Source organism: Peribacillus sp. NPDC096622, assembly GCF_044762665.1.
Taxonomy (GTDB): Bacteria; Bacillota; Bacilli; order Bacillales; family DSM-1321; genus Peribacillus; species Peribacillus frigoritolerans_B.
In genome coordinates, this window is record NZ_JBIWES010000001.1 from 258,444 (window position 1) to 271,767 (window position 13,324).

10 protein-coding genes and 1 riboswitch are annotated in these 13,324 nt (G+C 35.2%); of the genes, 1 reads left to right on the forward strand and 9 read right to left on the reverse strand.

The features are described 5' to 3' along the window. Window positions 1–102 precede the first annotated feature (102 nt). Window positions 103–1,032, forward strand: coding sequence for a polyisoprenyl-teichoic acid--peptidoglycan teichoic acid transferase TagU (gene tagU, locus ACIQYG_RS01225; RefSeq protein WP_402835136.1), 930 nt, complete (start codon window positions 103–105; stop codon window positions 1,030–1,032). 943 nt (window positions 1,033–1,975) lie between these two features. On the opposite strand, the gene ACIQYG_RS01230 is transcribed toward tagU, so the two are convergent. The 9 genes from ACIQYG_RS01230 to ACIQYG_RS01270 form a co-directional block, all read right to left on the reverse strand. After that, a complete protein-coding gene (locus ACIQYG_RS01230; protein ID WP_402835137.1) occupies window positions 1,976–2,107 on the reverse strand; it encodes a YwzD family small protein in 132 nt (43 codons plus the stop codon). Between the two features lie 917 nt (window positions 2,108–3,024). Further along, on the reverse strand, window positions 3,025–3,129 hold the full coding sequence (locus ACIQYG_RS01235) for an anti-repressor SinI family protein (protein ID WP_283915243.1): 105 nt from the start codon (window positions 3,127–3,129) through the stop codon (window positions 3,025–3,027). Between the two features lie 18 nt (window positions 3,130–3,147). Beyond that, window positions 3,148–3,231, reverse strand: a riboswitch (cyclic di-GMP riboswitch). Window positions 3,232–3,647: 416 nt separating this feature from the next. After that, a complete protein-coding gene (locus tag ACIQYG_RS01240) occupies window positions 3,648–5,447 on the reverse strand; it encodes an ABC transporter ATP-binding protein (RefSeq protein ID WP_402835139.1) in 1,800 nt (599 codons plus the stop codon). Window positions 5,448–5,650: 203 nt separating this feature from the next. Further along, entirely contained in the window at window positions 5,651–6,133 is a 483-nt protein-coding gene (locus ACIQYG_RS01245) for a lasso peptide biosynthesis B2 protein (protein ID WP_402835140.1), read from the reverse strand. Window positions 6,134–6,166: 33 nt separating this feature from the next. Further along, on the reverse strand, window positions 6,167–6,451 hold the full coding sequence (locus ACIQYG_RS01250) for a lasso peptide biosynthesis PqqD family chaperone (protein WP_402835142.1): 285 nt from the start codon (window positions 6,449–6,451) through the stop codon (window positions 6,167–6,169). Further along, a complete protein-coding gene (locus ACIQYG_RS01255) occupies window positions 6,448–7,386 on the reverse strand; it encodes an HPr kinase/phosphorylase (protein WP_402835144.1) in 939 nt (312 codons plus the stop codon). The genes ACIQYG_RS01250 and ACIQYG_RS01255 overlap by 4 nt, the downstream gene beginning before the upstream one ends. Before the next feature lie 125 nt (window positions 7,387–7,511). Further along, complete coding sequence (locus ACIQYG_RS01260) at window positions 7,512–7,643, reverse strand: paeninodin family lasso peptide (protein ID WP_127778420.1); 132 nt, start codon at window positions 7,641–7,643, stop codon at window positions 7,512–7,514. Window positions 7,644–7,658: 15 nt separating this feature from the next. Then, the gene (locus tag ACIQYG_RS01265; protein ID WP_402835147.1) at window positions 7,659–9,599 is read right to left on the reverse strand and encodes a lasso peptide isopeptide bond-forming cyclase; all 1,941 of its coding nucleotides are present in this window, start codon (window positions 9,597–9,599) and stop codon (window positions 7,659–7,661) included. Window positions 9,600–11,392: 1,793 nt separating this feature from the next. Further along, window positions 11,393–12,595, reverse strand: coding sequence for a nucleotidyltransferase domain-containing protein (locus ACIQYG_RS01270; RefSeq protein WP_402835149.1), 1,203 nt, complete (start codon window positions 12,593–12,595; stop codon window positions 11,393–11,395). Between the last annotated feature and the right edge of the window lie 729 nt (window positions 12,596–13,324).

Consider the following 13,324-nt stretch of genomic DNA (forward strand, 5'->3'; position numbering starts at 1 on the left):
AATATGCCAAAGGTATTATAAAATAGCAAAATATACTATTCTTTTACTATGAAATTAAATATAATAGATGAAGTGGTTACAAAAAGAGGAAGGAAGTAAACTATGAGACATGAAAAAAAGAAGAAAAAGAAACGGACATGGCTGAAGATAGTTGGTATAATTGTCCTACTTTTTATACTAGCTGGAGGAGCCTTTGCTTACTCCGTATGGAATTCACTGACAAAAACCGTTGACACGATGCATACACCAATAGACCGTACCACGGATAAACGAACGAAAGACCTTGCACTCTCAGATCAGGAGCCCTTCTCAATGCTCATGCTCGGTGTCGATGAACGTGATGGCGACAAAGGCCGTTCAGATACAATGATCGTCTTGACAGTCAATCCACAAAACAAATCGGTCAAAATGCTAAGCATTCCGCGTGATACACGGACGGAGATCGTCGGTCATGGGACACAAGATAAAATCAACCATGCATTTGCCTTCGGGGGCGCGAAAATGTCCATGGATACCGTTGAAAACTTCCTGGATATCCCAATCGACTATTATATGAAGATCAATATGGAAGGCTTTAAGGATATCGTTGACGCAGTCGGCGGCGTGACCGTGCAAAACGATTTGGACTTCACTTATGAAGGCGTCCATTTTGCAAAGGGAAGCATTAATCTTAATGGAGAAGATGCACTTAAATATTCGCGAATGAGGTATGAAGATCCTAACGGTGATTATGGCCGTCAATCCAGACAACGTGCCATCATCGAGGCCGTCATCAAGGAAGGCGCTAGCCTTTCATCGCTGACAAAATATGATGATGTTTTCGATGCATTAAGTAAAAATATCCAAACGAATTTGACGTTTGATGACATGATGGACATCCAAAAGAACTACAGGGACGCAAGCAAAAGCATAACCCAAGCAACCATTCCAGGAAATGGAACGAAAATCGACGGAGTCTACTATAATATTGTGTCGGATGAAGAAAAAGAAAAGGTTCAATCCGAATTAAAAGAACAATTATCCATCAAATAAGAAAAAATGTAAGAGCTGTCCGGACCCGCATCCTGACAGCTTTTTCATTTTCCACATCCAATATTCTGACAAAAAACGAACACCAATTGTAGAGATTTGTTGGAATATTTGTTGTTTATTAGGCATAAAAAGACGGTATAATCTAATATGAGCTGACAATTCCATCTTCCCCTTGCCCCTATCATCACTTGACACTAATTATTCTTTGGACCCGGAATTCCATCAACCATCATTCATCAACTATAATAAATGATCTTAAACAAAAGGAGTGGATTTAAATGAAAATCAAAGCAGGCAGCTGGGCTATGCTAAGCAAACAGGACAAAATGTTTATTCTGAAAGCCATCAGTGACCGTTCAAGAATGAAATATGTTTCATGAGAAGTAACTCTTTTCGCCATTACATGAGAGCATCGCCTCTCCCTTTTCAATAAAACGAACTTGAGCCTGAAAAAGGAGAGGAATCTATTCTAACTAATCCCATAGCAAACACCATTCGCCTTTTTCCTTTACGACATAGCAATTTTGTTCCAAAATAAACATCCCATAGCGAGAAATGAAGACCTGTGTAACTCTGGTATTTCATAGGCTAGTTTATGCTGCCTCCCAACCTAATCCAGACCCCAGTTCTTTACTTTATTAATCAGTCTACAAATCTATATACTGTGTAAAATATTTATTAGGTTCTTACTTTTTCTCCTCGCGCAACACAGGTTATCATTCATAAACAACAAAAAAGAAGCATGTTATAGACATGCTCCTTCATAATATGTAGCCCTATGAGTTCTTCAGATTCAATGGCGGCTTCTTCATCGAAACAAGAAAAGAAGCTTCCTAGCAAACGCCAAACATGTCCAGCATGGCATCCTGCCATAAAGGGGTACGGCCACCGGTTAGTTTCCAATCACCCAAAATCAATAAGATTGTGACGAAGTATCTACGAATCATATACTACCAGGTTCTTCAATGATCCCGCTTAATTTCTCCTTAATCTCTTCCACAAGTTCATTTACTGTAATATCCTGACCAGACTCTCCTTTTGCAAAAGTGTCTTTTAAAATATCAAAAAAATCCATTTGAAATTTCCACTCCAATATATAATTGAGCCACCATTCATACTGTTGTCCTAATCCTTTTTTCAAAAATAAGGAATATAGCTCACTTATTTGATAATCACATATATAGTAGGGATTGGCAAGAGGAAACTCGTTTAGCAATAGAGAATTCACAGAAAATTAACAATTACTAAACATTAGTAGAAAGGAATACTAGTAAAACTAAATTATTTATGTGATTTAAAGAAAACAAAAAAAGGCCGATTCCTCAGCCCCTCGACACTCCATATTATGCTTGTCCCATAAAATAAGTCATTAATGAAATCAATACTAAAGTAATAGTAATATAAGTCCCTATAAAAATTTTCTTGCTTCTCTGTTTCTTTTCATAAACTTCCTCGAACGTAATAAATTTGTTTTTTGTCATCAAATAATCTCCTTATATTTTGATGGCTGCTATCTGACATCGCCTTTGCGAAGTCCCTTTGCTTGATCTCTATAATTAGTATCGGCACATAACCAAAAATCCTTAAGTATTATTAACTATTTTTTTATAGGATATATTTCTTAATTTCAAAGAAAGTTACGACTAACGCACTATGTATAATAACTAAATTCTATCATCATCCTGTTAAATCCTGCCTAGATATCATTTTATTTATCTAATTTATTAAGCGCTTACTTGATAATAGTCATTATTATTTTTATCCAACCAATAAATGACAACCATAGTGGTATACTGAATAAAGTTCCCCATATTAATCCCTTTATAAAAGCATTAAGACCATCCATAATAAGAATCCCTCTCAATTAGGTTGCAATTTTATTATTATCACCATGTTCTTTATTTTAGATACCTTTGTAATTTCCGGGAATGGAAACAAAAAAAGAAGACTGTATAACAGCCTCCTCTAACATAATTTTTATCCCCTGATATTTCATTTTCCTTTTATGAACTTCCGCACATCTTCAATAGATAATCCTAGATTTTTAGCCTCTAAAATTAGATAAACCCATTCTTCCCGTTCATTGTTAGCTTCCATGATAAATCCCACCCAACTTGTGGTAATACAGCCGTCTTAGCATGTAGCCTTAGACCTGTAATTTTGCGTCCCTATTTTTCAATAGGTTTAATTTTCTCAATAATATTTCACATTATTATTAACCAAGATTAATAAATCTCTTGAATCCTATTTCCATGGTACTAAATAAACAATCTTGCCCTAAAACATTTCCCCTTAATTAAAACTATATTAATGTTAATTATACTTAAAAACGTAATAATAGCTCATAATATTATTCGTTTTTTTATGTCATTTTTCAGCATCTTTCATCAAAAAATGACATCACAATGGAAAAACGCTGTTATATTGCGTTTTCTTTAAAACACTTTTATATAAAATAGAGATATCACCGCTCAAATTAACTCCCATTTACTATTCTGAAAAAATAACTTCCGAATAATTAATTCAGTTTTATTAATTCTCCTCAAGAAAAAAAGCCAGCATTACAAACCATAAGATGGGCTGTAACCTGACTGTTCGTAAACTCTCGTAAATATTTACACACTTGATTCCATTTGGATACCTAATAAACTGCTAAACATTCCTCTTTTTTCATTCGCTAACTTGTTATATTCGCCGACCTGTATGATTTCTCCCTGATCCATGACCAGCACTTGATCGGCATTGCGAATCGTCGATAATCGGTGAGCTATGACGATGATGGTCATTTTTCCTTTTAATCTTTCAATAGCGGATTGAATCTTCGCTTCGTTCTCCGTATCCAAAGCACTCGTCGCTTCATCCAATACCAGGATGGCCGGTTTACGTAAGATCGCTCTGGCTAACACTAGACGCTGCCTTTCCCCTCCTGACAGTCGGACACCCCGGTCACCAATGAGTGTATCCAGACCTTGTGGAAGCTTACTGACAAACTCATCAGCTGCCGCGAACTCCAAAGACTCCCATATGGATTTCTCACTTGCATCAGGGTCAATGATCAGCAAATTTTCCCTTATTGTTGCATTAAAGAGAAATGGATCTTGCGGGATATAACTTATGGACCTCCGCAGTGATAATAATCGGTCATTAGTAAGGGGAACATTATCTATTCTGACTTCGCCCCTATTAGGGTGATTCAATCCCATTAATATATCTATTAAGGTGCTTTTCCCTGCACCTGATCGTCCTACAATAGCGGTCATACAGTTAGAGGGAATGTGTATGCTTATATTTTTCAGGGCATATGTGCTCTCTTTTTGATCATAACTAAAATAAACATTACGGCAATCCAACCCTCGTTTAATTTCAATAGGCATGATATTTTTATAATCGGATTCATATAACTCTCTTGCAGCTCTACATTCGTTTTGTAAATCCGACAACGCTTTAAAAGATGGAAGCGTAGATCCTATTTGCTCTAAATTTGATTGAATGCTAGTAAACCTTGGCCATAACCTTGAAAAAATAACCATTATCAGCATTAGTTGAGCTGGCTGGGCCAAGAACATCTTTATCGAAAAAAACACAAAAATGGCAATTAAGACGGAAGATACAATTTTGAAGATCATTTGGGACGTCGTATTTAAAGTCGTTAACTTGATTCTGTTTTTTTCCATTCTCTCACTTAAAGACAGAAACCAATTCAAATGAGAGTCCTCTAGTGAATTACTTTTGATATCTTTCATTCCGTTGAGATGATCAGTCATGCCCGCTAAATAGGTTTGTGTAAGCTGAAAGGTTTCCTTTCCAATAGACTGAGACTTTTTCACAAATTTCCGTGACGAAAAAATGAGAATGCCCCCAAAGGCTATGATAAAACTCGTCATTGGAACAGATAAATAAAAAGCTATTCCGATTTGAATCAAAGTAAAAATAAGAGAAGATATAAACTGTAAAAATAAATTTATCCCTGCACTTACATTGAAGGTTTCATTTGTCATGATGTTGATAATATCGGATTTCCTCTTTTTTAAGTAAAATCCCCAATTGACCTGCAGCAGACTGCCATACGCCTCATCCCTTAACTTTCTAACAAAACCTTGTTGGATTTTAACTCCCAAGATTGTTTGATTCCGCTTAAATACACTTTGTCCGACCATTAATATCACATAAACACCAAGTATTAATAAAAGACTGAGGGTTTCCGGAATTCCTGTGAATAATCCATTAATCCAGCTTAAGAAAGGAACGTCATCCGTGTTTATGTCCATTACACCGCTCAATCCAATCAATGGGATCAATAAGAAAATTCCTACGCCTTCTAAAAAGCCTATTAAAATCATACAAATAAGATTGATATATAATATTTTCCCCGAATAATCATGTATTTGTTTCGTAAAAAGTAAAAGATGCTTCATTACCATATCCTCCATTTACAGGCCATATTTAACCGTTTTCCTCCATGTTACATGTGGTAAAGCGCGAAAATGGAAGGAAAGGAATTGGCTATCACTTTTCTAAAATTATTATTTAATGAAGATATAAATGAGTATATGTGGGGTTAGTGACGCGTGGACTCCTGGTGAAAGGTTTTATTTGGTTCAAATAGAATGTTATCAGATTAACTAGATTCTTGTTCTTTCAGACCTTTAATTACGTTCTCTTTAGAGAACTTAGAAACAACAGTGAACCTATCCATCACTTCAGCTCCCATTATGTAAAAAGGTCCACTGCGCAGCCAAGCATGTGCAATGAGCCCTCCATTATCACCTTTGGCTGTCCCTAAATAAAGAGTGCTATCAATCTCACGTTTTTCCAGCATCTTCATAGCCGCCATTGCCTTTACAAGACACTGGCTTTCCCATATGGTGTAGCGGCTCATAATATTTATAGCCTGCGATACATTTGCTAAAATCTCTTTATCCTCTATATTTAATTCATATGATGACTCTTTCATCTGTTCACCAAGTGTTGGGGCGACTTTTGAAAAGGAAATGCTTTTAAGGTAACGGGCCCTGCCTAATTGTAAAAAGGCTTCGATATACAGCAGCTTTATCTTGAAATCTAATCGAAGAAAAGTCTGAGCTTTCTTTACGATATTCATAGTTTTAGCCTCCTAGACTAAAGATTCATGATACTAGGAATGGATGCTGACTAAGCCTTGTTCCAGCAATTGACTTAAAAAGTCCGTGACATGCTCTTTACAATCGGTTTGATCGACATTGTATTGTGACTGTAATGTTGTAACTAACTCTTGAATCGTGATGGGTTCCTTCATTAACTCCCAAATTTCCCCGCCCAGTTCACCTAAATTATAATATTTACCGTTAGAAACGCTTAACATCACTTTTTCCCCATCCATGTCACTTACTATGTTTCCTGGACTTTGGCTATATTTCGTATCAAGTTGATTAATAATCATGAACTCTTACCTCCCGTTTTATTTAATACGTTTAAAATTATTTCCGATAAGTCTGGCGCCGTAAAGCGATTCGTTGGTCTACGTAATTGGAAAAACTCGATTTTCTTAATCATTTTCGCAGAAGTATTAAAATGCCAGTCCATCAATCCAGATTTTTGGATAAAAAAATTACGGTATGTATGATGATACAATTTATAAAATCTTTGAAGGGATGGTATAGGCGTAATATCTATCTCGTCATTTTCTCCCTTGATCAATTCAAATACACCAGCGAGCGGGAGTTGTTCGGTAATAAACTGATTTTGGACCGGAACAGCGAATTTATCTTCTCTAACAATGAGTGGCTGATAGTTATTTGAATCCATTTCAAAATGATTTAAGCTCTCCAGCCATAATTTTTGTTGTGGATATGAAGGTGTTACAATTGGAATATTTTCATCATTTAGTGTTACTGGTATGACATCATCACTCATGAGCTTATAGCCCCTTTTTAAAAAAGCTGAAGCAAGAGTGGATTTGCCAGCACCAGAATCACCAACAATTGCATAGGCCTTTCCATCTATGGCCACCGCACTTCCATGTATAGGAAGAATTTTTCTTTGCATCAAAATGGCTCCCATGCATGTTCCGAGGATATAAAGACGAATCTCATCCTCTTGTGCTGCATCAATTGGACAAAATTCTATTCTATTTCCGCTTTGAATCAAGAAAATGGCCGTCTTGGAAACATGAAACATGATCCAGTCTTTCTTAATGACAAAATCATCATTAGGAACAGAATGCTCAGACCATAATGCATGGAGATCCGCTTTTTCAATAACAATATCAGCTTTATCATCCTCTATATTAATAGGAAGCAATTCGGGCAAAGCTATATCACTTGTAACGGTTAAACCATACGCTTCATATACAGTTCTTGTTTTGATACCGATCATATAAATACCCCCGCACATAAATAACGTCTCTTAGCTAGACTAGCTTTAATGTATAAGTCATACCCCTATTAACTGGATAAATAGGGGCTTAGGGGAATCCTAACAGACTTAGTAACGGAATAAGTTTAACTAAAAGTTATGTCACCTTTAGGTGTGTTTGATGGGAAAGCAGCATCTGTATATTCCCCTTCAGTTCCAAGCATTGTTTGATTAACATCAAGAATTTCCAATTCAGGTTTTTTCCATTCCTTTTTCATAGTATTCACCTCCTTTTAATTGAATCGTTTTAAAAATCGATACACGATTAAACTCCGCATTAGGAATTTATGGTCAGGATTTGTAGCAAGTTCGGGACTAGTTCCTTTTTTAATCGTTCCTAGAGCATTCTTTATCGCCTGACCATCAAGGAACTCCAGGGCTTTATCATCTGTGCTCAGCTGCTCAATTTCCTCTATGAATTCACTCCATTTAGGAAGCATTCGGTGAACCCAATCAGCTCCCTGCACACCCCTGTACCGTTGGTTTAGCCTTACTTTATCGGGTAAGACATTCACTGTAGCATTTCGAATCAGGGCACGATCCATCCCATTCTGTACATATTGACTTTCCGGGAGTGATAAACAAAAGCGAATAACACGGATATCATTGGTCGGATCTCGCTTCCACAATTTGTATCGTAAGGAGAGCTTTGTGGAAAGCGTATTTCCTGCATTCCACTGAAAGATATCTTCAAAGTGCTTTTTTCTTTCATTAAAAATATCAGAATTCGAATACCAGCCTGTTTCATCCATGCCGAATTCTTTAAATTTATCATATACGCCTATTCCTTCTGCAAACCTTGGATTGATTAAGGATGGAATTTTATATGACCCGCATTCCGGAAAGATCCGATCTATGATTGGAAAGCCGATTCTAGCAATTGCTTTCACCTTTCGCAATCTAGATCCTCCGACATTTCTCCTATATTGGTCCAACTCTTGATATAGTCGAACCCACCTTAGCCTTTTTAATAGGAGGGAGTAATACTCCAACGGGAATCCCCAGGAAATTGAAAAGTTCCCCCTATCTCCATTAAGCAAAACACCTATGCCGTCCTCATTCGCTTTTTCAAACATCCCTTTCAACCAGAAAGAATTTTCAAAAAACTTATAGGGCATCTCCATGATGTCAAGGAAGTCTTCCATTTCAGAAAAGGAGTCTTTGCCCTTAAAGTCACAATAATGATCAATAATGCCGCCAACATGTCCTACCGTCGATTTGATGAAAGGCCGCTCATCAGCCAAAAAATATTTAGGCGTAAAATCTTTAAAATCTTCGGGAGGTATATAACTATATGTATGGAGTGCATTGCTTTCCCGCTGCAATTGATTTACAGCAAAGCCAACAACAGCCCCGGAATCCAACCCACCACTCAACTGGGCGCCAACTTTCCGATGCGTCCTTAATCTGGATGTAACAGCTTCCTGGAAGACACTTTGAAATGCTTCGATGTAATCTTCAGTAGATTTAAGTTTTAACTTATCCCCTTGAGTTAAATAGGAATATCGTTTTAAAGTCACCCTATTGTTCTCTATTATTAAGCTATGTGATGGTGGTATCTGATTTATCGTTGTATATGGCGTTAATGAAGAATCTACTGCATCAATCATTCCCGATACGGCCAAATACTCAGCAAGCCACTGCTTATTCAACTTTTTTTCAATAAAAGGTAATCTTAATAGCGGTTCCATAGTCGTACAAAAGGCAAATTTCCGAGAGTTTTGGTGATAATAAAGAGTTCTGCTTCCTGAAAAATCCCTTGCCCCAAACAACTTCCGTTTCTTTTCGTCCCAAATGACAAAAGCAAAATCCCCTATTAAGAACTTGGGGGCATCTTCACCCCACTTAAAGTAAGAAAGTAGAATCAGTTCACTATCTGTCATGCCCTTTCGATCGGATGGCTTAACTTGTAACCTCTGGAACAAATCATCACGATTATCAATAATGGCATCAGCAGTAATGGTACAGCGTCTTTCATAATCATAAAGCGGGAGCTGCTCACCAACAGACTCTGGCGTGATCCATTGGGCATGACAACCGAGAAAAATCTTTTCTCTATGCCACATTTGGATAGAATCAGCAGGGTACTTTTTTAAAGCCGTCATCATAATATGGCATTGTTGAAGATTTATAGGCTCTTCATTAAAATGATAAATACCGGCTATAGCACTCATGTTATCCCCCTGATTGTTTTGTTATGTTAGATTGTGAATACTAATCTTTTAAATCCACTATTTGCACATTTTAATGAGAATATTAAAATTTTAGCTTTCTCCTACGTTGGTTCATTACTTTGATGAAAATACTTCTATCATCTGACTTAAAAAATTTCACGCCAACTAATTTTAAAGGAGTCCATATTTCTTTCATTTGTAATAGAGGCATTTATATTTCATCCTTTCTTTTTTTAACTCAATTAACACATATAATTAATTATTTTGAATATGAACCTTGTTTAGAATTTTCAAAGGAGTACATTTTGTAAATTTCATTTATATAAACTAATATCATTAATTAAAAATCATCTTTACCTTTTTGGTAATCAATAATTTAAGGTGTTTATTAATGAGATGATTCAATTTGTATGCTAGTTGCTATCTCCCTAATATTTTTTTACGAACAACTTGTTCTTAATAACGAATGCAACAAGCTAAAAATACCACCTATTTATACCTATGTCAATAACTTTTATTTCCACATATATTTCCAAAAAGACCTCTCAATCATTAATCAATCTTCCTGTTTAATATCGATTAAGAAATTACTTAAAATGAACCCTAAAGTTTTACGTTGACTTACTAAGTGAAATGGTTTAATCCCTCATCACAAAAAGCGAAAATAGTTGAACTACAGGCTTTTGCCTTTTTTCCAACTAATATTGCTAAACTTAATGAAATTGCGTTAAGAGTCATACCTTAAAAAGCAGGAATACAAGAATCTTTTACCGTTCCCTCGCTTCTTATACTGCTTGGAAAGAAAAAGATTCACTATGAAAAATCAAATTGGAGAGCAGTAAGAGTATCTTAATTCACTGGAAACATCCAATTAATTAGATATCTTATAGAGAACACTTCAAGAGATAATGTTCATATACTTTTTACACACTATTGAGAGAATCTGGAGCTAGACAGGCGAATCTTTTGGATATAAGGTGCCAAACTTCCTTACAATGAAGACTTTTATGCTTTGACTATAAGTATTAACCCATGTAAGGAAATAACGTATAAAGGAAATCTTGACTTGCCGATACATCACCAATGGGAAAAATTAGTATTATATTAGATCCACCAATCCTCCTGATGTTAAAAAACTTATGCCTAATCTTTCGCTATAGAAGATTTTACACCAGTATACACTCCCTTAAATTTCACCCCTGATAAAGTAGAATCAGAATGCCTAGAGGCAGAATCGAAAGGGACGACCTATCGCTTAGTTAACAAATGGAGCCACCCATTCACTCGTCATCTTTGAGGTAATACTTACCTTTTGATTCAATTCAATCTAAATTGCAAGTTACCTAATCATCTAATACTTTTCTCGTTCAATCATTTTTAACCGTTTAGCTGTCTAGTAAGATTGCAGGTAATGAGCAAAAAATGTATTCCTAGTTTTTAGACGTTGTACCTAAATCCCCAAAGTTTTAGGTTTGGAAGGAAATTTGAAATTTACATTTTTTTACCAAACGTTATTATACTTATTCTACCTTTTCCTTCTTTTGTCATGTCTGAAACTTCTAAAAAAATGACTATTAAATTTGTTGCTCCTTCTCAAGTGTTAGAGTAGTCGAATTACTCTTACAAAAAGTCCTAAAATGAGACCGTTAACAGTTAGTAATAATAAAAAAGGATTCATTAGATTTTGGTAGTGATTTCCTGTAAAAAAGTAAAGAGAAGCATCCACCTTTGTAAAAGATGAATGCTTTTACGGCTTATTTTACACTTTCCATTTCCGAATAATCCTTATATATTTATATGGGCTTCCTAGTTTTTCTCCAAGCCCATAAAAAGGGACGTAACGGAAAATATAAAAAATAAATGGGTTTAGGCAACCTCAAAGTCTTTACATCCTCTGAACTCGGAAAAAAAAATTTTATAACAAAGATTAACCTCTGCAGATTTGACTTTATTAAAAATTGATAAAGATTTAAGACGAAGGACCTCTGCAGATTTGACTTTATTGAAAATAGATGATGTTTATCGTTTATAGCCAATTCACCTTTAGACTCATTGATATGCGAATGACCCATTTCTACAATGTAAAATATTGCCAATTGCGCTATCCTTCTTGAACGTTTTCCTCCGGTAAATGATTTCATCTCTTCTGTTTTTGGATTGTTTAATACTTGTGAGGATAATATAAGTACTTGTTTTCCTAAGTAGTGCTTTTGAATTAGAAATACGTTATTATTTTCAATAATTATACTCTTCCTTATTATTTGATCAATATCTGCCAACCACCGTAGACGGAACCACCCATGCCTAGCCCCATGAGTAACCAGATATAAAAACAAATCTTCTTTTCCTAAGAAGTAAACAGGATAACTTGTAATCATACTAACCCTTTTTCGTTCCCACAATTCATTAAAACTTGGTTCTTTTGTAGGGGAAGGGTGAAGTCTCCAATGAAGTTCAATCTCGATTCCTTTTTGAAGATGGAAGTATGTTACGTGGTGTTTGTTCCATTTCCACTCGTAAATTGTTTTTGAACCTTCTTCTCTTTTATATCCTTGAGTCAATAGAAGTTCTTCTGCTTTTTTTAAATCGTTTATTTGAATTAAAATATCCAAATCTTTGGAAGTTCGGAGGGAAATATCCCCGTAAATATCAGCAGCAATTACTGGTCCTTTTAGGAAAATAAGACTAATTTGATTTTCAGTAAATAATTTACTTACTTGTTCCATTTCGCCGCACAACTGGAGCATATAATATGTATTGTTTTTGTATTGTTGGTACAAAGCATTAAGGACATGTGAAGGAATTCTTTTTTCTCCTATACTTTTTAACTTTGAATAAATTAATGGATAAATTCGATGATGTTTTGCCAATAGGAGAAATATCTCCCAATCAATGTCTGCAAACAATTCATCTTTTAAATATGTTTTACTACTATCGAAATTATCTATCTTCATAATTTCAATTAATAATCTTAATTCCTGTGGTATGCTAGACAAATCGATACTGTAATTATTAATAATTAACTTCCCCTTTAACTTTTTTACTAAATTTCACAAACATAGCTACTTAGATAAATTTCCCTCTTTAACCCAGTAATATAGCAAAGACTATTAATAACACATCTACCTTTTCCGGTAATTCCTAATTACGATGCAACCCACTTTTTACTTTCTACCTAATGTCTTCTTTAATCCGACTATTCTAATAAATTGTATGGAAAGAGAAGCACAATATACCAGTAGTGAGTTTACTCGACGGTTCAACACATTAAATTATACAATACGTTAGTGAAAGAGGTTGCCTTCGATAGTATCTCTCAAAGCCTTTCATGCCTCATAAATAAAGAAAGTCAACAACATACAATATATAGACTTTAATACAGTGAAATTTCCCAGGTTTCATTTTATTGAAGCCTAGTATAACCGCAAAAGAATACATAGTAACATGAGAATAAAACTCCCTAATCGAATGATTGAAAATTCAAATTAGGAGGACCGCTAAAAACTCAACTTATTTGTGTCAATGTATTAAAATTCTATTGTCCACATCAGTCTACTTTTGGTTCTTTCGTAATTTTATTGTGTTTCTTATGTATAGCAGAAGAAACTGTCCTATGCAAGACAACTTTGATAAAGGTATACTTTCACTCAAAATAAACCATACATAGTTACAGATTAACTATTCTAAGGGGTATCTCACATACGTTGTTCCTATGTCAAATATTA